Origin of the sequence: Selenomonas sp. oral taxon 149 str. 67H29BP (assembly GCF_000146365.1) — a bacterium.
Classification (GTDB): Bacteria; Bacillota; Negativicutes; order Selenomonadales; family Selenomonadaceae; genus Centipeda; species Centipeda felix.
The window spans coordinates 851,244-877,155 of the sequence record NZ_GL397087.1 but is presented as its reverse complement, the minus strand read 5'-3'; the positions used below and the strand labels follow the sequence as shown (position 1 = coordinate 877,155).

22 protein-coding genes and 1 riboswitch are annotated in these 25,912 nt (G+C 56.4%); all 22 genes read left to right on the top strand.

Going from position 1 to position 25,912, the window contains the following annotated elements; all coding sequences use genetic code 11:
* The first annotated feature begins 6 nt into the window (after positions 1-6).
* The 22 genes from HMPREF9166_RS04195 to HMPREF9166_RS04085 all read left to right on the top strand — a co-directional run bounded on the left by HMPREF9166_RS04195 (position 7) and on the right by HMPREF9166_RS04085 (position 25,825).
* Positions 7-819 carry an AAA family ATPase gene (locus HMPREF9166_RS04195; protein ID WP_009442811.1) on the top strand — a complete coding sequence of 271 codons (813 nt, stop codon included), beginning with the start codon at positions 7-9 and terminating at the stop codon, positions 817-819.
* Positions 809-2,113: a nitrogenase component 1 gene (locus HMPREF9166_RS04190; protein WP_009442810.1), complete on the top strand. Its 1,305-nt coding sequence runs from the start codon at positions 809-811 to the stop codon at positions 2,111-2,113. The genes HMPREF9166_RS04195 and HMPREF9166_RS04190 overlap by 11 nt, the downstream gene beginning before the upstream one ends.
* Positions 2,106-3,383 carry a nitrogenase component 1 gene (locus HMPREF9166_RS04185; RefSeq protein WP_009442809.1) on the top strand — a complete coding sequence of 426 codons (1,278 nt, stop codon included), beginning with the start codon at positions 2,106-2,108 and terminating at the stop codon, positions 3,381-3,383. The genes HMPREF9166_RS04190 and HMPREF9166_RS04185 overlap by 8 nt, the downstream gene beginning before the upstream one ends.
* 93 nt (positions 3,384-3,476) lie before the next feature.
* Complete coding sequence (locus HMPREF9166_RS04180) at positions 3,477-4,442, top strand: ABC transporter substrate-binding protein (protein ID WP_009442808.1); 966 nt, start codon at positions 3,477-3,479, stop codon at positions 4,440-4,442.
* Between the two features lie 16 nt (positions 4,443-4,458).
* Entirely contained in the window at positions 4,459-5,313 is an 855-nt protein-coding gene (locus HMPREF9166_RS04175; protein WP_039980999.1) for an ABC transporter ATP-binding protein, read from the top strand.
* On the top strand, positions 5,310-6,332 hold the full coding sequence (locus HMPREF9166_RS04170) for an iron ABC transporter permease (protein ID WP_009442806.1): 1,023 nt from the start codon (positions 5,310-5,312) through the stop codon (positions 6,330-6,332). The genes HMPREF9166_RS04175 and HMPREF9166_RS04170 overlap by 4 nt, the downstream gene beginning before the upstream one ends.
* A gap of 1 nt (position 6,333) precedes the next feature.
* Complete coding sequence (locus HMPREF9166_RS04165) at positions 6,334-7,056, top strand: energy transducer TonB (RefSeq protein ID WP_009442805.1); 723 nt, start codon at positions 6,334-6,336, stop codon at positions 7,054-7,056.
* A gap of 45 nt (positions 7,057-7,101) precedes the next feature.
* The gene (locus HMPREF9166_RS04160; protein WP_009442804.1) at positions 7,102-9,078 is read left to right on the top strand and encodes a TonB-dependent siderophore receptor; all 1,977 of its coding nucleotides are present in this window, start codon (positions 7,102-7,104) and stop codon (positions 9,076-9,078) included.
* A 178-nt stretch (positions 9,079-9,256) separates the two neighbouring features.
* Positions 9,257-11,254, top strand: a complete 1,998-nt coding sequence (locus HMPREF9166_RS04155) for a TonB-dependent siderophore receptor (protein ID WP_009442803.1) — start codon at positions 9,257-9,259, stop codon at positions 11,252-11,254.
* 2 nt (positions 11,255-11,256) lie between these two features.
* Positions 11,257-12,228 carry a TIM barrel protein gene (locus HMPREF9166_RS04150; protein WP_009442802.1) on the top strand — a complete coding sequence of 324 codons (972 nt, stop codon included), beginning with the start codon at positions 11,257-11,259 and terminating at the stop codon, positions 12,226-12,228.
* 159 nt (positions 12,229-12,387) lie between these two features.
* Positions 12,388-12,624: riboswitch (cobalamin riboswitch) on the top strand.
* Positions 12,625-12,909: 285 nt separating this feature from the next.
* Positions 12,910-14,844 carry a TonB-dependent siderophore receptor gene (locus HMPREF9166_RS04140; protein WP_009442800.1) on the top strand — a complete coding sequence of 645 codons (1,935 nt, stop codon included), beginning with the start codon at positions 12,910-12,912 and terminating at the stop codon, positions 14,842-14,844.
* A 151-nt stretch (positions 14,845-14,995) separates the two neighbouring features.
* Entirely contained in the window at positions 14,996-15,982 is a 987-nt protein-coding gene (locus HMPREF9166_RS04135) for an ABC transporter substrate-binding protein (protein ID WP_371137021.1), read from the top strand.
* 430 nt (positions 15,983-16,412) lie between these two features.
* On the top strand, positions 16,413-17,516 hold the full coding sequence (locus HMPREF9166_RS04130) for a methyl-accepting chemotaxis protein (protein WP_009442798.1): 1,104 nt from the start codon (positions 16,413-16,415) through the stop codon (positions 17,514-17,516).
* A 119-nt stretch (positions 17,517-17,635) separates the two neighbouring features.
* Complete coding sequence (locus HMPREF9166_RS04125; RefSeq protein WP_009442797.1) at positions 17,636-18,124, top strand: GNAT family N-acetyltransferase; 489 nt, start codon at positions 17,636-17,638, stop codon at positions 18,122-18,124.
* 269 nt (positions 18,125-18,393) lie between these two features.
* Positions 18,394-19,053: an amino acid ABC transporter permease gene (locus tag HMPREF9166_RS04120; RefSeq protein WP_172664524.1), complete on the top strand. Its 660-nt coding sequence runs from the start codon at positions 18,394-18,396 to the stop codon at positions 19,051-19,053.
* On the top strand, positions 19,046-19,765 hold the full coding sequence (locus tag HMPREF9166_RS04115) for an amino acid ABC transporter ATP-binding protein (protein ID WP_009442794.1): 720 nt from the start codon (positions 19,046-19,048) through the stop codon (positions 19,763-19,765). Before HMPREF9166_RS04120 ends, HMPREF9166_RS04115 begins: the two co-directional genes overlap by 8 nt.
* Before the next feature lies 1 nt (position 19,766).
* On the top strand, positions 19,767-20,645 hold the full coding sequence (locus tag HMPREF9166_RS04110) for a DMT family transporter (RefSeq protein ID WP_009442793.1): 879 nt from the start codon (positions 19,767-19,769) through the stop codon (positions 20,643-20,645).
* Between the two features lie 11 nt (positions 20,646-20,656).
* The gene (locus HMPREF9166_RS04105) at positions 20,657-21,637 is read left to right on the top strand and encodes a cell division protein FtsZ (RefSeq protein WP_009442792.1); all 981 of its coding nucleotides are present in this window, start codon (positions 20,657-20,659) and stop codon (positions 21,635-21,637) included.
* 32 nt (positions 21,638-21,669) lie between these two features.
* Entirely contained in the window at positions 21,670-22,455 is a 786-nt protein-coding gene (locus tag HMPREF9166_RS04100) for an HD domain-containing protein (RefSeq protein ID WP_039981596.1), read from the top strand.
* Positions 22,456-22,486: 31 nt separating this feature from the next.
* Entirely contained in the window at positions 22,487-24,154 is a 1,668-nt protein-coding gene (locus HMPREF9166_RS04095) for a glutamine--tRNA ligase/YqeY domain fusion protein (protein WP_009442790.1), read from the top strand.
* A 54-nt stretch (positions 24,155-24,208) separates the two neighbouring features.
* Positions 24,209-24,505 (top strand): hypothetical protein, encoded by a 297-nt coding sequence (locus HMPREF9166_RS04090; protein ID WP_039980991.1) that lies wholly within the window; start codon positions 24,209-24,211, stop codon positions 24,503-24,505.
* Between the two features lie 33 nt (positions 24,506-24,538).
* Positions 24,539-25,825 carry an ArsB/NhaD family transporter gene (locus tag HMPREF9166_RS04085; RefSeq protein WP_006689822.1) on the top strand — a complete coding sequence of 429 codons (1,287 nt, stop codon included), beginning with the start codon at positions 24,539-24,541 and terminating at the stop codon, positions 25,823-25,825.
* The last annotated feature ends 87 nt before the right edge of the window (positions 25,826-25,912 follow it).

Below are 25,912 nucleotides of genomic sequence, written 5' to 3'. Positions count from 1 at the left end.
GAGCTTATGAAAAAAATTGCGTTCTATGGCAAGGGCGGCATCGGTAAATCCACGACAGCCGCGAATGTATCTGCGGCATTTGCCCAGATGGGGCGGCGTGTCTGCCAGATCGGCTGCGATCCGAAAAACGACTCGACGCGCCTGCTGCTCGGTCGTATTGCCCCGTCCACGATCCTCGATCTCGAGCGTGAGAAGAAGGGCGCAGCACTCACGCTTGGCGACCTCGTCCATGAGGGCACCGGTGGTGTGCGCTGCATCGAGGCGGGCGGCCCCGATCCGGGGGTTGGCTGCGCCGGACGCGGGATCATTGTAGCACTTGAGCGCCTGAAGGCACTTCATGCCTTTGACGATCTGGATGTCGTACTCTACGATGTCCTCGGCGATGTGGTCTGCGGCGGATTTGCCGTTCCCATCCGCGAGGGGTACGCTGAGGAGATCTACATCGTCTCCTCGGGCGAGCTCATGTCGCTGTATGCGGCGAACAATATTGCAAAGGGCGTGTGCCGCTTTGCTGCGCGCGGTGCGGTAAAGCTCGGCGGCATCATCGGCAACGGGCGCGACGTGCACAACGAGCGCGAACTCCTTGCGGCGTTTGCCGCGCGTATCGGGACGCAGCTCATCACCTATATCCCGCGTTCGCGCGCCGTGCACGAGGCGGAGATCCATCGACAGACACTCATCGCCTACGCACCGGAGTCAGAGCAGGCGCAGCACTACAAGGCACTCGCGCACGCGATTGATACGAATGAAATGCTGACCGTGCCGACGCCGATGGCGTTCGAGGAGCTCGAGGAACTGGTGGAAAGCTATGGGGATTGAGGTCAAACGCGTCGGAGTGCGCCGTACGAACTGCAGCTGCAGCATGCCCGGTGTCTGGCGTGCGCTCTCCTTCGTGCGCGGTGCGCTCGTCATCTTTCACAGTCCGCGTCCATGCGCCCACATCGCGCACGGGATGGACGTGAGCAGCTTCCATCGGCTGACGGCGGCGGGCACATCGGTGCGCCTCTCTCCTGTGCCGCTACTGACGAGTGGGCTTAGCGAGAACGAGGCGGTCTTTGGCGGCGAGGAGCGTCTGCGGGAGTGCATTCGCTTTGCCGCGCAGAAATATCATCCGCAGGCAGTGTTTATCGCCAACTCATGCGTGAGCGGTGTGATCGGCGACGATACGCAGGCGATCGCGGCAGAGATGGAGGAGGAACTGGAGCTTCCGGTCATGGCGGTCTCGGCACACGGCTTTCTCGACGGGGAGTACTATGCGGGCTACCTCGATGCTGCACGGGCACTCGTGGATCGCTTTATGCAGCCCGCCAAACGCCGGGACGGAACCGTGGTGCTCCTCGGTGACTGCGGGGGGATGCACGGAGAATATGTAAAGGAACTGCAGCGGCTGCTCTCCCTGCTCGATCTGCGCGTGACGGGACAGTTCCCGTCCTATCTTGCGCTCGATGAACTGCAGGCGGTGCCGGAGGCGGAGCTCGTCATCCTGCTCGGCCGCCGCATGGACAATGAGAAGCAGGCGCAGCTGTCGGCACTCGCCGCGCATATCAGAGATCGTCTTGGCACGCCCTACCTTGCCGATGTCTACGCCGTGGGGGCGGAGGAAACAGCACGGTGGCTGCGGCGTGTCGGTCAGATCTGTCATCGCGAGGAGGCAGCGGAACGGGCCATTGCGGCGGAGGAGGCTTCCTTTGCCGCTGCTGTGGAAAAGGCACGCAATGATCTTGCGGGGCACAGATGTGCACTTGCCATCGGCCGTGACCTCACATGGTTCCAGCCGGAGATCGTTTTGCGGCTCTTGGACAAGGCAGGGATTGAACTGATCGGCATCGTCCTGCTGGACTGCTTCATGCCCGAGCGGCGTGCGGTGATGGAAGAGGAGCTGCAGCGCCGCACCGATGTCCCCATTCATCATGAGGGAGATGCTGTGGCCGAGGAACTACTGCACCGTGTGGACTTTGTCCTCACGACACATGAACTCGTCGATACGAAGCTGCGCCAGCTCTTCCTTGCGCTGCTGCCGTCGGTCGGCTGGTCGATAGAGCGCCGCCTGCTGGATGATATGCGGCGGATTCTGCATCGGCACGAGAGCAGGGGAGGGCTGATCTATGGATGATCGTGAAAAATCCTTCGACGATGTCTGTATGTGTACGGATACCTGTGCGCTGGCAGGGGCAGCGGCATTTTTTGCTGGGATCAAGGATGCGGTGATCGTCGTCAACGGTCCCCTCTGGTGCCATTTCTTTGCCATGCGTCACATTGAGCACAGTCAGGCGACGATCTCCCATCGTATGCTCTGTACGCAGCTTGACAATGATGCGATTGTCTTCGGTGCGGAGGAGTATCTGAACGAGGCTCTTGCTCCCTATGTGGAGCAGCCGCCCGCACTGCTTGCGATTGTCAGCAGCTGTGCGGCAGGGCTCATCGGCGACGATGTTGAGGCGATTGCGCGCGGCGCGGGGATCACCTGCCCGATCGTCGCCCTCGATACGAGCGGCCTTACCGGCAGCTTTGCCGACGGTTGGGACAAGGCAGCGTGCACCGCGCTGCCGCTGCTTCTGGCAGGGCGGCAGGAGACACAGGCGCATACGGTCAATTTGATCGGTATGACGAGTACCTACTGCAATGGCGGCAACGATGTGTGCGAACTCGTGCGCCTGCTTGAGATGGCGGGCTATCATGTGAATGCCGTCCTCGGCAGCGATCTGTCCGCTGCGGGAATGGGCACACTGTCGCGTGCGGCACTGAATATCGTCGTGCACGATGAGCTCGGACTGGGGAGCGCCCGCCTGCTCAATGAACTCTGCGGCACCCCCTATCTCGCAATGCTGCCGCCGTATGGGCGTGCAGGGACGCGGCACTGGCTGCAGGAGATCGCCCGTGTGCTGCCGCCCCTGCATGGAGACGCGGCAGAGGCTGAGATTGCGCGCGTGATGCGTGAGGACTTTCTGCGCATCAACGAATGCAAGAGCCTCTGGGGGGAGCTCTGCTATGACACAGCGCTGATCCGTGCTCCGCGTTCCGTTGCTTGGGGGCTTGCTCAGGCACTTCGGACGGAGTGGGCAGATGTCTGCCATCTCGCGGTTGCGGCAGATGCGGCAGGGGCACGGGAGGCCCTGCCTCTCGCGGATGAAATATTGGGCGAGACGGATGCCGTACGGATACGAGAACTCCTTGCGGAGATGGAGGGCGGGCTGCTGCTCGGGAGCAGCAACGAATCTGCCCATATTGATCCGCTGGGGACGCAGTATCTTCCCGTTGCCTATCCCATGCAGGATGCGCTGTGCTTGTCGGAAAGCCCGTTCATGGGACTGCGCGGCGCACGTCATATCGAGGAACTGCTGTGGAATGGAAATATTTTGCGGCGCAAGCAAATGATTCGATAAAAATAAAACAAAGAACAACCAAAACGATAGAAAATTATGCTATAATTCATATTTGCGTCTGAAGGGAAGGAGACTATCTTGTCGAGAAAATACATGGCATTCCTCCTCTGCGTGCTGAGTCTTCTGCTTGCGGCGTGCAGTCCGTCGGGATCCCGTTCGTCAGAGCCTGTCGCATATCAGGTGACAGATGTTGAGGGGACAGTCACCGCGTTTCCTGCGCCGCCCAAACGCATCGTCACATTGTCGATGAGCACGGATGAGGTGATGCTGGGGCTGGTCGAGCCGGAGCGCATGGCGGCGGTGAATGGACTCCTTGACGATCCTGTGAGCTCCAATGTGACAGCGCTCGTAAAAGCGATTCCACACCGCATCGGAAATCCGACCGTGGAGGAGATCATGGCGCTGCAGCCCGATCTCGTCGTTGTACCGGACTGGGGGGATCTCTCCATCGTGCCGTCTCTGCGCGAGGCGGGGGTGAAGGTGGTTGTCTGCAAAGGGGCAAAGAATCTCACAGAAATCCGTGAGACGATCGCGCTGCTCGCGGCAGCGACGGATGAAGAGGAGCGCGGTGCACGGCTGCAGTCCATGATGGATGAAAAACTGGCGGAGATTGAGGCAAAGGTGCAGCAGATTCCTCCGGAGCAGCGCAAGAGCGTCGTCCTCATCTCACTCATGAGTGCCTACGGCGGCATCGGCAGCAGTTTTGACGAGGCCTGTTCTCTCGCAGGGGTTACGAATGGGCGCGCCGCATTCGGCATACGTGATGGACAAGTGATGACGAAAGAGCAGCTTGTCGCGATTAATCCCGACATTCTCTTCCTGCCAACGTACAACGATCACGGGAACTATGATGTGGACAAGTTCCGCAGGGAGTATCTTGGAGACCCCTCTCTGCGGACGATGAAGGCGATTCGGAACCAGGCGTTTGCCGAACCGTTCGAGGGGTATATCTATAACTGCTCACAGGACTTCGTCTTCGGCGTGCAGGAGATTGCCTACCGCGTCTATGGCGACGCCTTTCGGCAGCCTGCGGACGAGCATCTTTCGGCCGTGGACTGAGTACGAGGGGGGGACGATGTTGGAGGAAATCATTCGCGTTGAGAAACTCTATGCCGGCCATCATGGCAAGGTGATCCTCGAGGATGTATCCTTCTCCGTGGGGGTGGGGGAGATCATCGGGCTGATCGGACCGAACGGCGCAGGGAAGAGCACGCTGCTCAAGACACTGCGCGGCATCCTGCCGCCACTCGCGGGGCAGGTGACGCTGATGGGATTGCCGATACAGCTGCTCTCGCCGCGTGACTTTGCGCAGCGTGCGGCATACCTCCGCCAGGGCGGAGATATTGCCTTTGACTACACGGCGCTGGATGTCGTGTTGGCGGGGCGCTATCCCTACCTTTCGTGGTGGCAGCAGGAAACGGAATCGGATCGCGCCATTGCGGCAGCGTGTATGGCCTATACGGGGGTCTCGGAACTGGCGGACAAGCCCCTCCACGCCATGTCGGGCGGACAGCGCCAGCGCGTCCTGCTCGCAAAGGTGCTCGCACAGCAGACACCCGTGCTCTTTCTCGACGAGCCGGCAACGGGGCTGGATGTGATCTATCAGGAGGAAATCTTCCGCTTTTGCCGTGAGCTTTGCGCAGCGGGCAAGACCGTGCTTCTCGTCGCACATGAGCTGAGCCTCGCGGCGCGGTTCTGCTCGCGCCTCCTTCTCATCGGGGGCGGCGGGCTGCTCGCGGACGGGCGGCCACAGGACGTACTGACGGACGCGCTCTTAACCCATGCGTACGGTGCGCCTGTGCGGGTCGCCGAGAATCCGCTGACGCATCACCTGGAGGTCTATACGGAGGCAGATGAAAGCCGCTCGGAGAAAGAGGCACTCCTCCGCGTGATCCTTGGGACTTCGGCAGAGGGGAGGACGGCACAATGAAACAGCGTGTTTTTTTCGCAGGGCTCGTTGGGGCGCTCGCTGCGGTTGTCATTCTGTCTCTGTGCTCGGGGCAGTATGACATCAGCACGGAGTACGTCGTCGCGTACTTCGCTCATGCCGTGGGGCTGCCCATTCTCCCGCACGTCATCCTCACACCGGAGCAGGAGGCGGTACTTCTGCACATCCGTCTGCCGCGCACGCTCGTCGGCTTGATGGTCGGTGCCGGGCTGGGCATATCGGGGGCGGTGCTCCAGGGAATCTTCAGCAATCCGCTTGCCGATCCCGGCATCATCGGCGTGTCGAGTGGGGCATCGGTCGGTGCCGTGCTTGCCATCGGTCTCGGTGTCGGTGCATCGAGCGTGCTCCTGCTCCCTGCCTTTGCCTTTGTCGGGGCGATGCTCGCAGTGGGGCTGACCGTATCGCTCTCCATGCGCCACGGACGAATCCCAGTCATGACACTGCTCCTCTCAGGCGTTGTGGTGGGGATGTTCCTCGCCGCGTGTACGGCGGCGATCCTCACGGTTCTCAACGAGCAGAAGATGCAGCAGTATCTCTTCTGGACGATTGGCGGCTTAGACTATCGCCGCTGGGATCATGTCCTCTTGGGGATTGGGCCGATCGGGGTCGGCGCGTCGGTGATGCTGCTCCTCGCGCGGCATCTGAATCTCCTCGCCTTCGGCGAGGTGGAGGCGCGCACGGCGGGGATGTCTGTGACGCCGTTCCGCCTGCTGTTCCTCGTGCTTGCGGCACTCACCACGGCGACGGGGGTCTGCATCAGCGGCAACATCGGATTCGTTGGACTGGTTGTCCCGCACATGATGCGCCTGCTCGTCGGCCCCGATCATCGGCGGCTGCTTCCTGCGAGCCTTCTCGCGGGGGCGACATTTCTCGTGCTTTGCGACTCCATCGGGCGGATTCTTCTCCCCGGGATGGAGATTCGCGTCGGCATCATGACGGCATTTATCGGTACGCCGTACTTCTTGTATCTGCTGCGGCGTCGTGTGAAACTGGAGGGGTGAAATGGATACGGTAATGGAGGAAAAACGGGGGACATACACCGCACTCAGCCTGTCACTGGCGTTGCATGTGATTCTCCTCTTGGCGGCGGGGGCATTGGGACTGTTCTCGATTGCCGTGCCGCAGACGGGGGATACCCCTGTGGAGGTCACGCTCTACGATGCGGGACCTCCCGCCGCGGCTGCCGCAGGTGATTCGGCAGCCGCTCCGGCAGTGAGTGCGGTGAGCGACGTTGTGATCGTCGATAAGACACTTCCGCCCGAAACGCCGCAGGAGACACTGAAGCAGACGAGCAATCCCCAAACGTCTGCCGCCGCGCCGTCAAAACCGTCAGACGGGACGCAGACGGGGACGGCGGGCAGCGGCGGCGGTGACACAGCGGGGACAGGGACGAAGGGCGGAACATCCGGCACATCGGGCGGCGGAGATGCAGCTCCCGCCGCTCCGCCCGCCCCGCCGGCAGAGCGCGTCGCGGCGAGCCTGCGGGCAGAGGCGACACCTGAGTACCCACAGGAACTCATCGAGGATGATGTCGAGGGCTCGGTGACGGTCAAGATTCTCGTTGCCGCAGACGGCTCGGTCGAGTCTGTCAAGCTCGTCACCTCCTCCGGCTACAGTGCGATGGACCGCGCGGCGATTGCGGCGGGCTATCGCTTTCAGTTCAATCCGGGGGACAATGGACGCAAGGGGGTTTTTCCGTGGACATTTTACTTCCGTTTGGAATAAGGACTGGAATATGAGTATTGCTATCTTTATGGGGGAAATATTATCATGAGACGATGGAAAAAGAAAATACTGACGACGGCAGTCCTGCTCTCCGCACTGACGGGACAGGCCTATGCGGAGGAGCCCGCGGCGGCGACAGACGATCACACGCTCGGCGAGACCATTGTCACGGCGACGCGGACGACGAAGCGTGATGTCGATGTGCCGGCTGCGACGGCCACCATTACGGCAGAGGAGATTGCACGGAGCGGCGCGGCAACGGCATCGGATGTGCTGGCAAAGGCGGATGGGTTTACGTATACCTCCTTTGGACCGAACGGCGCGGCGATGGCCAGCATGACGAACGAGCTGAACATCCGCGGTCTGAAGGGCGGTGCGCTCGTCCTCATGAACGGCAATCCGATTGCATGGCGCGGCAAGTACAATCTGGATCAGATCCCTGCGAGCACGATCGAACGCGTCGAGATCGTCAAGGGCAGCGGCTCCGTTCTCTACGGCAGTGATGCAGTGAGCGGTGTCGTCAACATCATCACGAAAAAAACAATGCCCAACGAAGTGCATGTCGGGGTCGGCAACTATGGACAGCGCAGCTATGGCGTGAGCGTCGGCGATGAGAAATTCGGCTTCTACTATAACTACGATAAGTGGGGGCGGCAGGGCGGTGTCACCAATACTGACTATGCCGTCACGCGCTTTCATGGGTCGACACAAACGGACATCAGCGATGTCATCAAGCGCAATACGGGACTGACCTACCGCATCAATCCGCGCGTGGATTTCCAGCTCGGCTATTACGAGACAGAGGGGACGTATGCGCGTACCTTTACCGCCGTTGATCCGTCGCATAACACCTATCACATCCATGTGGGTGATCCGATGAATCGCCGCACGTACGAGACGAAGCAGTACATCGCGCAGCTGAACTACCACGACCGTGCGTGGAAGGCGAATCTGTTCTTCAACACGGGGACGCTGGATTATGCTGGCGTCGCTCGTTTTTCTGACAACCCCTTTTCCCGTAGGTCGAATGAGCTCTATCATACTCGTGAAAAGAATACGACGTATGGGGTCGATGTGCAGCGTACGTGGAAGGTCCATCCGAGAGCCATGGCAGTCGTCGGCATGGATCTTGCGCATGAGATCTATGCGAAGCTGCCGACACCTGCCAGCACGGAGGACAAGCGGTACGCACGCAACAACTGGGGACTGTTCGGACAGTGGGAGCAGCGTTTTGATGCACGCAATACGGGGATCATCGGTCTGCGCGAGACGTGGACGACAGGGGCGGCACGCGGCCAGAACTACAGCAACCTCAGTGCCTCGGCACAGTGGCTGCATAAGCTCGATGCGAAGAGCAGTGTCTATCTGAACATTACGCAGTCCTTTGTCATGCCGACATTCTCCCAGATGTATACGGATAACGGCCGACAGAAGGCAGCACCCGATCTGCGGCCGCAGAAGGGCATCAACTATGAGATCGGCTGGAAGAAGACGCACGGCGGGCATGCGTGGAAGGCGGCGCTGTTCCACATGGACGTCACGGACAATATCTCTGCGAGCCTACTTAGATCGGGTCAGTATCAGTATACCAATGAGGACTTCCGCAATACGGGGGTTGAACTCTCAGATCGCATCCAAGCCAAGAATGGGCTTTCCTATCGCTGGGGCGTGACCCTGCAGAATCCTCAGGTGAAGAGCACTAAGAAGAATCTCGGCTGGGAACGAAGCTTCGGGCGGGTTCAGCTCACGGGTGGGATCTCCTATCAGCGTGGGAAATGGACGTCCGATCTCTCCGCATCCTATCTGGCGGAGCGTGTCCAGCTGCCATCCAAAGAGCCTGCCTATGAGACGAAGCCGTACCTGCTCACAACGTGGAATACGGTCTATGCGCCCGATGAGAACAGTGAGATCCGTCTGCGCATCGACAACGTCCTCGATCGGCATGACAGCACGTCCCATGCCGGATCGGAGTACTATACGGCGCCGATTAACTACCTCTTGAGCTACAGCTACAAGTTCTGATGCCCTACCGCGCCATGGCAGGAACGGCGCGCAGGCATCGCAACAGCACAGCGGGAGACAGATACAACAATCATGAAATCACTTCGCCCATGTATTTGGGCAGTGATCATAAATATAGTCACAATCTCATAGATGCACTGATGGATGTGGCTTATCAGTGTTTTCTTAAAGAAGGAGAATGGTAATGCAAATGTGGAACAAACAACTTTTGGCAGCGGCGATTGCACTTTCTGCAACGACGGGACAGGTCTATGCGGCGGAGACGGCGGATGCCGATGTACCCGCCGGCGAGGAGGTTGCGACGCATGCTCTCGGTGAGACCGTAGTGACAGCGACGCGGACGAAGAAGCGTGACCTCGATGTGCCTGCTGCGACGACGATTATCACGGCGCAGGAAATCAAGGACAGCGGGGCGGCAAACGCGTCGGATGTACTTGCGAAGGTGAATGGCTTCGCCTATAAGTCCTTCGGCCCCAATGGTGCAGCGATGGGATCCATGACGAATGAAGTAAATCTGCGCGGGATTAAGGGAGGCGCACTCGTTCTTATGAACGGGAATCCGATAGCATGGCGCGGAAAGTATAACATCGACCAAATTCCCGCAAGCAGCATCGAACGTATTGAAATTGTCAAAGGGAGTGGGTCTGTCCTCTACGGCAGTGAGGCAGTCAGCGGTGTTGTTAATATCATCACAAAGAAAAAGGGTACAAACGAGGTTCATGTGGGCCTCGGCAACTATGGACAGCGCAGCTACGGTGTCAGCGTCGGGGATGAGCGCGTTAACTTCTACTATAACTATGATAAATGGGGCAGCAGAGACGGGCTTAGCTATGCAAGTGCATCGACTGCTCGTTTTAGAGGAGAGACGCGTCTGGATGTCAGAGATATCATTAGACAGAATGTAGGGCTTTCTTATCAAGTGAACCCCAGACTGAATTTCCTTTTTGGTTACTATGAAACGGAGGGGAAATATACGAGTGAGGTATCTCAGGCACGGGGAGGCACTTCAGGCTTGCGTGTGGGGGATGTAATTCAAGCCCGTAAATATGAAACAAAACAGTATATTACGCAGCTGAATTATCAGGATGCCAATTGGAAGGGAAGCTTGTTCTATAATACGGGAAATTTGGCATATGAGGGACCTACATACATCATCCGTTCATGGCAGAGAAGGAATAGTTGGTACCATACGCGTGAAAAGAACAGTTCATACGGTATGGATGTACAGCGCACTTGGAAGATGAGTCCAAAATCCACCGCTATATTGGGCTTTGACCTTGTGCACGAAATGTATGCGGCGCTTCCCACCTCTGCCAGCACTCGAAATGAACGTTATTCTCGTAATAACTGGGGGATCTTTGGACAGTGGGAGCAGCGCTTCGATAAGAGAAATACTGGTATTTTCGGACTGCGCGGGACGTGGACAACGGGGGCTCCACGCAGTCAGAACTACAGCAACCTCAGCGCATCTGGGCAGTGGCTGCACAAGCTCGATCGTGAGAACAGCCTATACCTGAATATCAGCCAATCCTTTGTCATGCCAACCTTTGCACAAATGTATAACGATAATGCTTCACAGCTGCCTTCACCGAATCTGCGTCCACAGAAAGGCATCAATTATGAAATTGGTTGGAAGCAGAATCATGATAGACATACATGGAAAGCTGCAATATTCCATATACGTGTTAAGGATAATATCACTCCTCACATTGACGATCTGACAAATCCGGTGCGCTACTATACGAATGAGGAGATGCGGAACGTTGGAGTGGAACTTTCCCATGAGATTCGGGGAGCAAATGGCTTCTCCTACAACTGGGGGGTAACGTGGCAGAATCCGATGACAAAGAATACTGAGAATAAACTTGGATGGGTGCGTACATTTGGAAAAGTTCAGCTGACAGGAGGCGTGAACTACCACAAAGGAAAATTGACATCTGCGCTCACTGCTTCTTATCTTGCTGATCGTGTACAGACGCCAAACAGCAAGCCCGCATTTCGTTCTAAACCGTATCTGCTCACGACATGGAACACAGCCTATGCACCCGATGAGCACAGCGAGATCAATCTGCGCATTGACAACGTGCTCAACCGTGATGATACAGTGGGGCACTCAGGGACAAAATATTATGTTGCACCGTTCAACTTCCTCCTGAGCTACAGTTACAAGTTCTGACCATGCTTACCTTAACCAATCTCTCCAATGCGGACTGCGATGTGGAGCATATCCTTCACGGCGATACGGATGCTCTTCCTGCCATCCTGCAGGAACCGGGGCTTGACGGCATCGAGTTCATGCTCTGTGCGCCGTGGGATCGCACGTTGTTTCCATCCACGTACATCAAGGGGGTACATCTCCTGTTTTGGCCGACGTGGGTTGACTTTTGGCGTGGGGATCGGACCGCACTCATGGCGGAGTTCGGCAGTGAGGACAATATCCGAGGCTACTACGGCTCGTTGGATGTTGCCGACTGGGTGGAGGGCTGGCGGGAGAATCTGCGGCGGGCGGCAGAGTGTCAGCCGCAGTATCTCGTCTTCCACGTTGCACATAACTGCACATCGGAGATGTATACGCGCATGTTTTCTGTCACGGATGAGGACGTCGTTCGCGCGGCCATCGAGCTTGTCAATGCGATTGCCGGCGAGATACCGAGGGGCTGCAAACTCCTTTTTGAAAATCTCTGGTGGCCGGGACTGACCTTTCAAAAACCGCAGCTCGCCGCTGAGCTCTTGGAGCGCGTCAGCTATCCCGACACGGGCTTCATGTTCGACACGGGACATCTGATGAACACGAACTTGGATCTGCAGAGCGAGGCGGAGGGCGCGGCATACGTGAAAAAGATCTACCACGAGCTTGGAGAATTGGGAAAGCGCGTCTATGGCATTCACCTGCACCAGTCCCTCTCAGGGGCATATACGCGGGAGATGATGCGTCGGCATGTAGGATGGAAGACATCGCTCGACTGGCAGGCGGCGATGGACTACGTCATGCATGTCGATCAGCATCAGCCGTTTCATACCGATGCGGCACGCCGTATCGTCGAGACTGTCCAGCCAATGTATCTCGTTCACGAGTTCCAGCATCGTTCCCGTGATGATCTGGCGAGTAAGCTGCGCATACAGCAGCGCGCCGCAGCGCACGACCGATAGATTCAGGTTCACTGCATGGTGTGTCTTTTCCCTTTTATCGAGCACTGCTTTGTCATGTATTCGTAGTGCCCTATATCGGGATTTAGTGTTGTTGGTATGTTTGCGCTTGACAAGACAATAAATTCGTACTATAGTACAATAGGTTGAATTACTGGAAAACTGAATATTGTCGAGTTAGGTGTCAAAGACTTAATAGAGAATTCGGTGAAGGCTCTATGGCCGTATGCCATGCAGACCGATGCCGAAGCGGTCCCGCCACTGTATCAGCGAGCGAGCCTGCAGGGCGTGCAGAGATGATCTGCCGCCCCGATTTGCCACTGGAGGAATGTCCTCTGGGAAGGAGCAGGTGAACGATGACCTGGAGCCAGGAGAACTGCCTAGTTATGAATCACTGCTTGTACCTGCGAGTGACGGGGAAGGGATTCTATCGTGAGCGTATATTGTGCGCCCAAATCATATTTTTTCGTGAGTCTATCCCCTTTCTGTATCGCAGGAAGGGGATTTTTATTTCCATGATTCATGCCATGCATCAAAAAGATGCGTCAAGATGCTTGTGCCGAATTTATCAGTGTTTCCTGAATATGCTTTTCTCTGACTGACGAAGTGCATCCCTTCGCAGCAGATGAATAGATGGTGTATTGCCCTGCAGTAATGTGTAATGTTTTAGGAGGAGATTACGAGATGAAGCGATTGGGTTCAAGGAAGAAGCTAGGAGCTGCTCTGACAGCAGCCCTCAGTGTAAGCGTGCTGTCCATGGGCGGGCATGCATTCGCAGCCGATGTGAGTGATACGGCAGATGAACATACTCTGGGGGAGACGGTCGTCACGGCGACAAGAACCCCGAATAAGGAACTCAAGACGGATGCAAATATCACGGTGATTACAGGCAAGGACATCGAGCGCCGCCACTACACCGACCTCACGCAAGCACTGCGCGATGTACCGGGTGTTACGGTCAATGCGTATGCACCGGCGGGATATAACAACAGCAATAAATTCTACATCAACGGGTCGGAACATGTGGTCCTTCTGATCGATGGTGTCCGCCAGAACTATGCGGGGGGCTTTTCGGCCTCTTTGGCATCTGCGATGAAGGATCTTAGCGGCATCGACCGCATCGAGGTACTGCACGGCTCGGCGTCAACGCTCTATGGATCGGATGCGAAGGGCGGCGTCATCAACATCATCACGAAGAAGGCATCGGGGATGAAGACGACGCTCGGCATCGGCTACGGCAGCTATGGGCGTCAGCAGTACAGCATCGCGAATGCGGGCGGTGAGCGCGGATGGGACTGGCGCATCAAATACCAGAAGGATAAGAGCGGAGACTTCAAGGACGCACACGGCGATACAACGCCGTCGAAGCTCGATGCAAACTCCGTCAGCCTGCATCTTGGCAAGCAGCTGAGCAAGGCCTCCTATCTTGCGTTTAATCTGCGTTCGTATAAGGACTCGGATCGCTATCAGGCACTCTATGAAAAGCGGCAGGGGCTCAATGTCAATCGTGGAAACTATGATTATTTGGATGGTGATTTGATCTGGAACGTGCAAATCGATGACACAACCAAGAATCAGATGAGTGCTTCGCGCAGTAAGTATGCGTATGATCTTACCAGTCACTACATTGATGGGTGGACACTTTTGCCGGCGCAGTCGTTTGATGAGTACGATATTCAGACATGGAGGTTCAGCGACCAATTCGACAAGAAGCTCGGCGATCATCTATTGACAGCGGGCTTTGAATTCACAAAGGATGATACGACGATCAAGAACCGCGGCGTTGTGAGCATTGATGATCGTACGCTCATCAATCGCTCCTTCTATTTGCAGGATCAGTGGAACATCCTTCCGACGCTGAAACTCACAGCGGGTATTCGTCATGACAGCAACTCGTCCTTTGGCAGTCACAACAGCCCGAGTGTCAGCCTCGGCTATGACATTGATCCGATGACGCACGCCTATGCTTCTTACAGTGCGTACTTCATCACGCCGACGCCGAATGAACTTTATGCGCCGACATACGGCAATCCAAACCTCAAGCCCGAGTCCGGCAACACGAAGGAGATCGGTATTGCCCGTGACTTTGGCAGAGGTTTCAGCCTCACGGCGAGCTACTTCAAGCGCCACTCGAAGGATCGTATCGGTTACCATCCTGTGACATACGTGAACATCAATGTCGGCGATGAGGATGCCCATGGCTGGTCGCTGCAGCTCGCGAAGCGCGTTGACTCGCATCTGCGCGCGCGCCTCGGTTATACACGGACGCATGTCGGCAAGACGGAGCAGAGAGGCGTGAATGCAGACGGTTATCTGCCCGAGGATCAGTGGAACATCGGTGTCGACTACCGCAACCGTGCATTCGATGCGTCGCTGCTTGCGCGCGGGATCGTTGGACGCCCGGGACCGGTACGCGGTGCTTTCCCGACGGATAATTACTGGGTCGTCGATCTTGCGATGAACTATCAGATTGCCGACGCAACAAAGGTATATCTCAAGGCGAACAACATTTTCAACCAGTTCTATGCCGAGCATTCGAATGTAAAGTGGGGCGCTCCCGGAGAGTGGTGGACGGCACCCGGACGCAACTTCATGGTCGGTGTGGAGCAGAGCTTCTAACGTTTCCTTCCGGCAGCGTTCCCATGTGGTGCGTCGCTCGGGTATCTCATAACTTTATAACACAGTAACTCCCCTTTCTGCGCTGTAGAGAGGGGAGTTTACAAAATAATGAGGCAAGTTTCATGAGAGGGATAAAAGGAGTTGTGGAACGATGAGCAGATGGCTGCGTGCAGTGATGCTGCCGTGCATATTCATGCTGTTATTCTCTTTGACGGGCTGTGGTATTTCGGACAGGCAGGCTCAGAACACCTACAATGTTACTGATGCGGATGGGACGGTTGTGTCTATTTTGCATAAGCCTCAACGGATCCTGACGATTGGCGCGAGCAGTGATGAGATGATGCTTGGCCTTGTGGAGCCGAAGCGCATGGCTGCCATCAATGAGACTCTTGCCAATACAGAGGATACGAATATTCCATGGGTACGTGAAAAAATCTCAAATGTTATTTCTCGCAACCCATCAGTGGAGGAAATCGCTGCTTTGCGGCCGGATCTCGTTGCTGTTCCGGAATGGCTGCCGAAAGAGAATGTCGATGCAATACGAGACCTGAATATACCTGTTGTTGTATTCAAGTCAGCAGCCACCATAGACGATATCCATGAAAATATACGCTTGCTTGCTGCGGCTGTTGGAGAATCGGAGCGCGGGGAGAAGCTCATTAAGAAAATGGAAGACAAACTTACTGAGCTCCAAGAGAAAATTGCCTTAGTGCCGGAGGAGAAGAAACACAAGCGTATTGCGCTTATTTCCATTATGCCAAATTATGGCGGCGCGGGGTCTACCTTTGATGAACTCTGTCGTTATACGGAGTCCATCAATGCAAAGGCTGCAGCAGGGAATCATATGGGACAGGAGATGACAAAAGAGCAGCTTATTGCTGCGAATCCTGACTACCTCTTCTTCCCCAGCCACGAAAACGCGGGGTCGCGGGAAGAAGGGTTTGGCAAGCAGTACTTAGAAGACCCTTCGCTGGCGCAGATGACGGCCATACGGGAAAAGCACATTGGACATCCGTGGGCGCGATATGCCTACAATGTTTCTCAAGATATTGTATTTGGCATACAAGAGACTGCATGGATTCTTTATGGCGATGAATTCCGACTGTCGCGACAGGAGTTTTTGACGGCTGTGGAGTAAAGGAGGTTCTGATACATTCGATGATACCCCCGTGACGTAGTTTTTGCTGCTCGTACTTTGACGGAAAATCCTCCACAGAGCACCACGCTGCATTCGGAGTACCACACATTCAGACGAAAAAACGACACTGATCTGGCGAATGTCATTTTATCGGCGGCCATTTTAAGGAAGCACTGATAAATTCGGCACGCCCATCTTGACGCATCTTTTTCGCCCGCTTTTCGTTAGCAAATCCTCCACATAGCCCTCGCTATGCGTCCGGTTTGCTGCCTCAATCGGACAAAAAATCTACGCCAATCTGGCATACCTCATTTTATCAGTGTTTCCTTAACTTAGGGCGGTGCATCAGGCCGAAGACTTTTTGCTTGCATATATAGGATGATATGGTACAATAAATCTAAGGTTGAGAAATGTTTTTGGAGGGAATGCAATGTTGGACAAGAACAGTGCCGCTGCCGGTGATACACAGGATTTTGCAGGGAAGATTCAGGGAATTATTGCGGGGCATGAGAAGAATGAGCTGTTCTCAAAGCTGCATGACAGCGAGCCATACGCCGCAGAGCTGAATGCACTGATCGACTGTGTGAACGAGGAGCTTGAGTATCAGCGCTTTCGTCTGCGTACGGTCAACGAGGCAATCAAATCCGGTATGTGGTACATGAAGATCAATCCGGATTTCAGCATTGCCTATGCAATCTGGTCGGATGAGTTCCGCCGTATGATCGGCTTCCGTGACGCATCGGACTTCCCAAACACAATCGAGTCGTGGAGTTCGCGTCTGCACCCGGACGATGTGGAGGGAACGTTTTCCTCCTTCAACGCCTGCATTCGGGATCTCACGGGTCATACGCAGTACAATGCAGACTATCGTCTCAAGGTTCATGACGGCAGCTATCGTTGGTACCATGCGTCCGGCAATGTTGTACGCGACAAGAGCGGGCACCCGGAGGAGATCATCGGTGTCTTTGTCGATATCGACGAGGAAAAGCGGAAATCGGAGGTGCTGGATCAGACCGCACAGAAGAAGGAAAAGTTCTACGGCGAGCTTGAGACGATGCTCAGCAGCCTGTATGCGTCGATTGATGCGATCACGGAGAGCGTGAGTCAGACGATGGAGCGCACGATGGAGATCTCAAACGTACAGGAGGAGATCACGAAGGCTGCAGAGGATACGCGCGGACAGACGGAGAACACGCTCAAGATGTCCGAGCTCGTTATGACGATCTCAAAGCAGACGAACCTTCTCTCACTGAATGCCTCTATCGAGGCGGCACGCGCGGGCGAGGCAGGACGCGGCTTCTCCGTTGTGGCGGAGGAGGTCAGAAAACTTGCCGACAGCAGCCGCGATGCCGCAAGCAAGATCTTCGAGGCACTCGAATCCATGGAGAAGGCGGCAAGTCATATCGCCGAGCGCATTAAGTCCATCAACGGACTGATTGAGAATCAGGCGGCGAACATGAAGGAGATCAGTGCCTCGGTTGAGGAGGCAAAGGCAATGTCGGACAACATCGAGGCATTGTCTAAGAAGTTGTAACCATATATCCATGGGTCAATATTGACTTGTAAACGACCGCAGTCCCCCATAAGCAGCATCTTTCGTGTGCTTATGGGGGAAATTTAGTTTATCTATTCAAATAAAAAGGGGATGAGAAGATGTCAAGTGACATCATACTTCGTACCTATCAGCCGGGAGATCCAAGCAAGGTCTGTTATTTTCAATACGAGCTCTATAAGCGTCAGTATGGCTTTAACGGATTTTATGAACAGGAGATGCTGCGCGGGATGGCGGAGCTCTACGATGACGTGGAGGGCAGTCAGATGTGGATTGCCGAACTGGATGGGAAGATGGTCGGTGATATCGCAGTCATCAAAAAGGGGACGAATCGGGCACAGCTGCGTTGGCTTGGTGTAGATATGGATGTGCAGGGACATGGGCTTGGAAATCGTCTGCTGGCGGAGGCGATTTCTTTTTGCCGCAGAAAAGGTTACCGCCAGCTCTTTCTGGGGACACTCGATCTCTTAAAGCCTGCACGCCATCTTTATGATAAATTTGGATTTCATCGAACGAAGAGTGAACCTTACAATGAATGGGACAAAAACAGAGAAATGTGCCGTGAGATTTGGGAATGTGAATTAACGTAATACAACAGCTGTAAAGAGCGTGAATTTATTGACAGCACAGGGGGATTGAAATATAATATTAAGGAATCACTGAAAAAAGAAGTTCGTCAGATTGGCATAGATTTTTCGTTCGAACGAGGTGGAAAACCGGAGGCAGAATGGTGTTCTGTGGAGAATTTCCCGCCGAAGTGCGGGCAAAAAGATGCATCAAGATGATGGCGCTGAATTGATCAGTGCTTTCTTAAGACGGCTGTTTATGCCGTCGTACTATTGACGGAATGGATGAGTTTATGAATTTCGATATGAATCTCGTGGTTAATTCGTTCCCGCTCCTGCTTGTCGGTGCGGGCGTGACGATTCAGATCACGGTGCTCTCGACGGCGATCGGTTTTGTGATCGGTCTGGTCGTGGGCGTGGCGCGCATCTCGCATCTGCGCCCGCTGCGGATGCTGGCGGAGGTCTATGTGGAGTTCTTCCGCGGCACGCCGCTGCTCGTGCAGATTTTCCTCTTTTACTTTGCCCTTCCTGTGATCACGGGGCAGCGCATCGATCCGTTCATCGCAGCGATCTCCGCCTGCGGCATCAACTCCGGCGCGTACGTGGCGGAGATTTTTCGTGCGGGGATACAGTCGGTCGATGAGGGGCAGATGGAGGCTGGGCGCTCGCTTGGTATGACGTGGCTGCAGACCATGCGCTACATCATTGTGCCGCAGGCGTTCAAGCGCGTCATTCCGCCGCTCGGCAACGAGTTTATTGCGATGCTGAAGGATTCGTCCCTTGTCTCCGTCATCGGCTTTGAGGAGCTGACGCGGCGCGGTCAGCTCATCATCGCGAAGACTTACGGGTCGTTTGAAATCTGGATGAGCGTCGCCGTGATCTACCTCGTGATGACGCTGACGATCTCGCGCTTTGTCGCGTATCTGGAACGGAGGTGCCGCGTCCATGATTGAGATTAAAGAACTGCGTAAGTCGTTCGGCACGGATGAGGTGCTGAAGGGCATTGATCTCTCCATTGCGGAGAAGGAGGTCGTTGTCATCATTGGTCCGTCCGGCTCAGGCAAGAGCACGCTTTTACGCTGCATGAATCATCTCGAGGAGCCGACGGCGGGCGAGGTCACCATCGACGGCATCACACTTTCGGGCGAGGCAAACATCAATAAAGTGCGTGAAGAGGTCGGCATGGTGTTCCAGCGGTTCAACCTGTTCCCGCACATGACGGTGCTCGACAACATCATGCTCGCCCCGATGAAGGTAAAGCATATCGCACGCGCCGATGCTGAGAAAACGGCGCGTGAGCTGCTGGCACGCGTGGGGCTGGCGGAGAAGGCGGATGCCTATCCCGACAATCTCTCGGGCGGTCAGCAGCAGCGTGTTGCCATCGCGCGTGCTCTCGCGATGCACCCGAAGGTGATGCTCTTCGATGAGCCGACGTCGGCACTCGATCCCGAGATGGTCGGCGAGGTGCTCGATGTCATGCGTGCCCTCGCTAACGAGGGCATGACGATGGTTATTGTGACACATGAGATGGGCTTTGCCCGTGAGGTAGGCGACCGCCTGCTCTTCGTGGACGAGGGACGCATCATTGAGTCGGGGGCACCGCGCGAGGTGTTCGAGCATCCGCAGGAGGAGCGTACGCGCAGCTTCCTGTCAAAGGTGCTCTAGGATGCGCCTGCGTGGGAGTTTGATGCTGCTGGCGGCGGCTTTCTTCTGGGGGACGACGTTCGTCGCACAGATTCTCGGGATGGAGGGGCTTGGTCCCTATACCTATGCAGCAACGCGCTTTGCCCTCGGGACCCTGTTCATGACGGCGCTCTGGCTGCTCTATCGCGGACAGCGTAAGGCGCAGCGGCGCGCGGGCACGTTCCATTCGGGCTTTCGCGCCGGGATTCCCGTCGGGCTGGCGATGTTTGTCGGCGTGACGCTGCAGCAGGTGGCGCTCCTCTCGACGACAGCGGGTAAGACGGCGTTTATCACGACGCTCTACATCGTACTCGTGCCGCTTGCGGCAGTGCTGCTTGGTCACCGTATCCGAGCGGTGCAGTGGGGTGGTGCGCTCCTTGCCTTTCTGGGCGTCTACTTTCTCTCTGCCTACGGGGAAACGACGCTGAACCAAGGCGATGTACTTGTCTTTCTCTGTGCATTTTTCTGGATGGTACAGATTCTGCTCATTGACCGCTTTGCCCGCATGGTGGATGCCATCGAGCTGTGCCTTATGGAGATGCTGATCTGCACGCTCGGCAGCGCGTTGCTCGCTGTATGTTTTGAGACCTGCACGTGGGCGGCGCTCTCGGCCGCCGCGGTCCCGATCGGCTATGCGGGCATCCTCTCCTGCGGTGTCGCATACACCTGTCAGATTTTGGGGCAGGCGCATGTCGAGCCGACGCAGGCGGCGATTCTCATGTCGATGGAGGCAGTATTTGCCGCCGTGGCAGGATGGGCGGTTCTGGGGGAGACGATGAGCGCAGTGCAGGTACTTGGCTGCGCTCTGCTGCTTGCGGGCGCGGTCATGGCACAGGCAGCACCGAAAGCGTGTAGAGAATAAGGAGGCGCGATATGCCGACTGAGGGAATTATTCAGGCGAAAATTACCATCAAGGTGGTCGGCGTGGGCGGCGGCGGCGGGAATATCCTGCGCAGTGTGCGTGAGAACTACGATCTCGATATGACACTTGTCGGGCTCAACTCGGATCTTCGTCAGCTGCATGCGCTCGAAAAACAGGGGATCACCGTGCTGCCCATCGGTGAAAAACTGACGCAGGGGCGCGGCACGGGCGGCAGAGTCGAGGTCGGTGAGGAGGCAGCGCGCAGCGAGGAAAAGGCGATTCGTCAGATGCTTGAGGGGACGGATCTCGTCATCATCACGGCGACGATGGGCGGCGGCCTTGGGACAGGGGCGGCACCTGTTGTGGCGGAGATCGCACGCGACATGGGGATCCTCTCCATCGGCGTGGTGACGAGCCCGTTCCACTTTGAGATGCCGCGCAAGATGCAGACGGCGCAGGCGGGGATCGCACGGATGCAGGGCATGACAGATGCCTTCATCACGATGCGCAACGACAACCTCCTGAAGATTGCCCCCGACCGCAAGATGTCGTTTGTCGATGCTTTTGCCCTTGCCGATGAGGTGCTGCGGCAGACGGTTGGCTGCGTGGCAGAACTGATTTTGACCACGGGGGTCATCAATGTTGATTTTGCCGATGTGACGACGATCTTTCGGCAGAGTGCATCGAGCGAAACCCTGCTCGCCATCGGTACCGATGAGACGCCGCAGAAGGCGGTGCGAAAGGCAATGGAGAGTCCGCTGCTCGACCGCAATACGGCGGGCGCACGCGGCGTCGTCCTCAATCTCACGGGAGGCCCCGCGATGAGTCTGCGTGATGTGGATGAGGCCGTACGCTATATCCATGGGCATGCACATCCTGCGGTCAATATCATTGCAGGACTGGTCGTGCAGGAGAGCATGGCAGACAAGGTACAGGCGACGCTGGTCGCGACGGACTTTGACGAGAGCTATGTTCCGCCCGAGGAGGGATGATCGGGGCGATGTACGTGAAAGGAGGAACGCAGATGGAAAAACTCCTGCATGAAATGCACACATGGATGAATGCCTATATGCGCTCCTTTCGTACCAATGACCCCGAGGTCATGCGCGGCATTCAGCTCAAGGAGATTCATACCGGCTATGTGACGGCACATGCCCGCGCACTTGCCAAGCATCTTGGATGCCATGCGCACGATATGGCTATTGCTGAGATCATCGGACTCTTTCACGATGTTGGACGGTTTCGGCAGTATGCCCGCTATCGGACGTTCAACGATGCTGCGTCGGAGGATCATGCGGAACTCGGACTGAAGGTACTCGCAGAGGAGAATATCCTCGCGCCGCTTAGCGATGTGGATGCAGAGGCGGTGCGTTTTGCGATCAAATATCACAACAAAAAGGAAATTGCTCCGACCAGAGATGAGCGCAAGCTGTTTTTTGCCAAGGTAATCCGTGATGCGGACAAGCTTGACATCTATCGCGTTCTCCTCCCGTTCCTCACGCCGGAGGGCGCGGAGAAGGCACCGAACTTCGTCCCGTCGGACGCAGCGCAGGAGGTCAGCCCCGATTTCGTGGCGGACTTTGCCGCAGGACGACAGGCGGACTACTACCGTCTGCGTACGAATGGAGACCGCAAGATCGTACGTCTCATGTGGATTTACGATATCAACTTTATGTGGACGCTGCGCCGCATTGTAGAACGTGGCTATGTGGACACTTTTATTGCGAGCCTTCCTGCGCAGGCGGGGATTGCCGAGGGCGTAGCGAAGCTGCGCGCTTACATCGATCGGTACTGCGCACAGAACGATTGATATCGAATTATACGGACAGAGGGATAGGAACATGGCGGATGTAAAGACATCAAATTTTATCCGAAATATCATCGACGAAGATCTGCGTGCGGGACGACATGCGGAGGGGATCCATACGCGGTTTCCGCCCGAGCCGAACGGCTATCTGCACATCGGACACGCAAAGTCCATCTGCCTTAACTTCGGTGTTGCTGAGGATTACAATGGTCTCTGCAATCTGCGCTTTGACGATACGAACCCGACGAAGGAGGACGTCGAGTATGTGGACTCCATTCAGGAGGATATCCGCTGGCTTGGCTTCTCGTGGGGCGATCGGCGGTTCTATGCCTCGGACTATTTCGAGCGGCTGTATGAATATGCAGTCGAGCTGATTAAGAAGGGGCTTGCCTATGTGGATGATCTCACGGCGGAGGAGATCCGGGCCTATCGCGGTACGCTGACCGAGCCGGGCAAGGAAAGTTCGTGCCGCGGGCGCTCGATCGAGGAGAATCTGGATCTCTTCACGCGTATGCGTGCGGGTGAGTTTCCGGACGGAGCACGCGTTTTGCGCGCCAAGATCGACATGGCGTCGCCGAATCTCGTCATGCGCGACCCCGTGATCTACCGTATTGCCCATGTGTCTCATCATCGGACGGGCGATGCGTGGTGTATCTATCCGATGTATGACTTTGCCCATCCGCTCTCGGATGCGATTGAGGGCATTACGCACTCGCTCTGTACGCTGGAGTTCGAAGAGCATCGCCCGTTCTACGACTGGCTGCTCACGTCACTGGGCTTCCCTGCGGGGGAGCGGCCGCGTCAGATCGAGTTCGCACGTCTGAATCTCTCGGGCGCGATCACGAGCAAGCGCAAGCTGCGCCAGCTCGTTGAGGAGGGGCATGTGCGCGGGTGGGACGATCCGCGTATGCCGACGATCTCGGGGATGCGGCGGCGCGGCTATCCGCCCGCAGCCATCCGTGCGTTCTGTGAGGAGATCGGCGTCGCCAAGAGCAACAGCACGGTGGACAGCGCCATGCTCGAGCACTGTGTACGCGACGAGCTGAACCGCAACGCGCCGCGCATTATGGCGGTACTGCATCCGCTGAAACTCGTCATTACCAACTATCCCGAAGGCGAGACGGAGTATCTGCTCGCCGAGAACAGCCCGACGCACGGAGGACGGCGATATGTGCCCTTTGGGCGCGAACTCTACATCGACCGCGAAGACTTTATGGAGGATGCGCCGAAGAAATTCTTCCGCCTGAAGCCGGGCGGCGAGGTGCGCCTCAAGCACGCCTATATTATCCGCTGTGAGGAAGTCGTAAAGGATGCGGCGGGCGAGATCACGGAGCTGCGCTGTACCTATGATCCAGAGACGCGGAGCGGCGGTACGGCGGCGAACCGCAAGGTGAAGGGGACGATCCAGTGGGTCGCGGCAGAGCATGCGCTCACAGCGGAGGTGCGCCTCTATGACAGCCTACTGCGTACGGCAGAGGAGGGCGAGGAGGAGCCGGCAGACTTCATTGCGGCGCTCAACCCGCACTCACTTGAGGTGCTGACAGACGCGAAGGTGGAGCCGAGCGTCCGTCTCACAGCGGCAGGGACGCGCTATCAGTTCCTGCGCGTCGGTTACTTTGTTGTTGACCCGGATACTACGCCGGATCATATAGTGTTCAACCGCATCGTCGGGCTGAAGGATACGTGGAGCAAAATCAAGTAGCGCATTCTTTTTCTCGATGTGTTATGTGCCACGGACGGCAGGAGGAGGTTTGCTGTGGCAAAGATACCAAAAGATTTGTCCGACAAGGATATGATGCAGGGGCACGAGGCAGAGGAAACTCTCGCCGAGACCATGCTGCGTCAGGAGCGGCAGGCAGAGGAACGAGCCCAGGCGGCAGCGGCAAAGGAACCGCCCGCCGATCTCGCGCGTGCGGGACTCAGCGCCGCGCAGGCAGAAGAACTCGGCAAGGCTCTGCTGGAGCTGAAGCTGGCACTCGCGCAGGAGGGTGAGACGAATGTCAAGCTGAAGATCCGCCGCAGCGGCCGACAGGTGATTATCACGGCGACGTGATGGATTTCTCATAACGAGAAGTAAGGATGTGTAATGATGGAAACAGCAACGATTGTGGCGATTGTCATATTTGTCGTCGCATACGCGCTCATCATCTCCGAGAAGGTGCACCGCACCATCGTGGGACTTTTTGGCGCCATGCTCATGATACTCTTCGGGATCATCGATCAGGAGGTCGCAGTTCACCATATCGATTTCAATACGCTCGGACTGCTCATGGGCATGATGATCATCGTCAATATTACGAGTGAGACGGGACTATTCAACTTCCTCGCCATTTGGGCGGCGCAGAAGGTCAAGGCGCAGCCCATTGCGCTCCTCGTCGTTCTCTCGACCATTACGATGGTCTGCTCGGCTCTTCTGGACAACGTTACGACGGTTCTGCTTACCGTACCAATCACGTTCAGCATCACGTCACAGCTCAAGGTCGACGTCATGCCGTATCTCATTTCGCAGATTTTGGCATCGAACATCGGCGGAACGGCAACGCTCATCGGCGACCCGCCGAACATTATGATCGGCAGCGCGGTCGGGCTCGACTTCATGGCGTTCGTTGAGAACCTTACATTGATCTCGATAATTATCTTTATCTTGGTACAATTCATTCTTATTGGCCTCTACCATAAAGGCCTGCATACTCAGCCGGAGCTGCAGGATAAGATCATGCGTCTCCCTGCGGGCGCACAGATCACCGATCATGCTCTTCTGCGCAAGTGCCTTGCCGTTATCTTCCTCACGATTACGCTCTTTGTCCTGCACGGCAGTCTCGGCCTTGAGTCCGCGACGGTCGCACTCTCGGGCGCAGGTCTCCTCCTCCTTCTCACGGCGACGCGCGATGAGGGTGCGATTGTCAAGGTGCTCTCAAAGATTGAGTGGCCCGCGATCTTCTTCTTCGGCGGGCTCTTCATCCTTGTCGGTGCACTCGTAGAGACGGGCGTCATCCGTATGCTTGCGGCTGAGGCGATCAAGGCGACGGGCGGCAATGTCGAGGCAACCGCCATTCTCATTCTGTGGATGAGTGCCTTTGCCTCTGCCTTTATCGACAACATCCCGTTTGTCGCCACGCTGATTCCGCTGATTCAGGATATGGGACAGATGGGACTCAGCAACCTCGATCCGATGTGGTGGTCGCTTGCTCTCGGCGCGTGTCTCGGCGGCAACGGAACGCTGATCGGTGCAAGTGCGAACGTCGTCGTCGCGTCGATGTCGGCACAGCGCGGCCGTCCGATCTCCTTCCTTGGCTTCATGAAGGTCGCGTTCCCGGTCATGGTGTTCACGATCATCGTCTCGAACATCTACGTTTATATTCGGTATCTTTAAGAGTATGTAAACTACAGTAGAGCTGTCGCAGCCCCCTATCGGCTCGCTGTGCTCGCCACTTCCCCCGTAAACGGGGGAAGCTATTAT

Excerpts from the sequence above, each read along its gene's own strand:
- HMPREF9166_RS04175 (WP_039980999.1), top strand. The coding sequence starts at position 4,459 with ATGTTGGAGGAAATCATTCGCGTTGAGAAACTCTATGCCGGCCATCAT.
- HMPREF9166_RS04155 (WP_009442803.1), top strand. The coding sequence starts at position 9,257 with ATGGTAATGCAAATGTGGAACAAACAACTTTTGGCAGCGGCGATTGCA.
- HMPREF9166_RS04180 (WP_009442808.1), top strand. The coding sequence starts at position 3,477 with ATGGCATTCCTCCTCTGCGTGCTGAGTCTTCTGCTTGCGGCGTGCAGT.
- HMPREF9166_RS04135 (WP_371137021.1), top strand. The coding sequence starts at position 14,996 with ATGAGCAGATGGCTGCGTGCAGTGATGCTGCCGTGCATATTCATGCTG.
- HMPREF9166_RS04160 (WP_009442804.1), top strand. The coding sequence starts at position 7,102 with ATGAGACGATGGAAAAAGAAAATACTGACGACGGCAGTCCTGCTCTCC.
- HMPREF9166_RS04130 (WP_009442798.1), top strand. The coding sequence starts at position 16,413 with ATGTTGGACAAGAACAGTGCCGCTGCCGGTGATACACAGGATTTTGCA.
- HMPREF9166_RS04190 (WP_009442810.1), top strand. The coding sequence starts at position 809 with ATGGGGATTGAGGTCAAACGCGTCGGAGTGCGCCGTACGAACTGCAGC.
- HMPREF9166_RS04185 (WP_009442809.1), top strand. The coding sequence starts at position 2,106 with ATGGATGATCGTGAAAAATCCTTCGACGATGTCTGTATGTGTACGGAT.
- HMPREF9166_RS04105 (WP_009442792.1), top strand. The coding sequence starts at position 20,657 with ATGCCGACTGAGGGAATTATTCAGGCGAAAATTACCATCAAGGTGGTC.
- HMPREF9166_RS04125 (WP_009442797.1), top strand. The coding sequence starts at position 17,636 with ATGTCAAGTGACATCATACTTCGTACCTATCAGCCGGGAGATCCAAGC.
- HMPREF9166_RS04150 (WP_009442802.1), top strand. The coding sequence starts at position 11,257 with ATGCTTACCTTAACCAATCTCTCCAATGCGGACTGCGATGTGGAGCAT.
- HMPREF9166_RS04140 (WP_009442800.1), top strand. The coding sequence starts at position 12,910 with ATGAAGCGATTGGGTTCAAGGAAGAAGCTAGGAGCTGCTCTGACAGCA.
- HMPREF9166_RS04170 (WP_009442806.1), top strand. The coding sequence starts at position 5,310 with ATGAAACAGCGTGTTTTTTTCGCAGGGCTCGTTGGGGCGCTCGCTGCG.
- HMPREF9166_RS04110 (WP_009442793.1), top strand. The coding sequence starts at position 19,767 with ATGCGCCTGCGTGGGAGTTTGATGCTGCTGGCGGCGGCTTTCTTCTGG.
- HMPREF9166_RS04195 (WP_009442811.1), top strand. The coding sequence starts at position 7 with ATGAAAAAAATTGCGTTCTATGGCAAGGGCGGCATCGGTAAATCCACG.
- HMPREF9166_RS04095 (WP_009442790.1), top strand. The coding sequence starts at position 22,487 with ATGGCGGATGTAAAGACATCAAATTTTATCCGAAATATCATCGACGAA.
- HMPREF9166_RS04120 (WP_172664524.1), top strand. The coding sequence starts at position 18,394 with ATGAATTTCGATATGAATCTCGTGGTTAATTCGTTCCCGCTCCTGCTT.
- HMPREF9166_RS04115 (WP_009442794.1), top strand. The coding sequence starts at position 19,046 with ATGATTGAGATTAAAGAACTGCGTAAGTCGTTCGGCACGGATGAGGTG.
- HMPREF9166_RS04085 (WP_006689822.1), top strand. The coding sequence starts at position 24,539 with ATGATGGAAACAGCAACGATTGTGGCGATTGTCATATTTGTCGTCGCA.
- HMPREF9166_RS04100 (WP_039981596.1), top strand. The coding sequence starts at position 21,670 with ATGGAAAAACTCCTGCATGAAATGCACACATGGATGAATGCCTATATG.
- HMPREF9166_RS04165 (WP_009442805.1), top strand. The coding sequence starts at position 6,334 with ATGGATACGGTAATGGAGGAAAAACGGGGGACATACACCGCACTCAGC.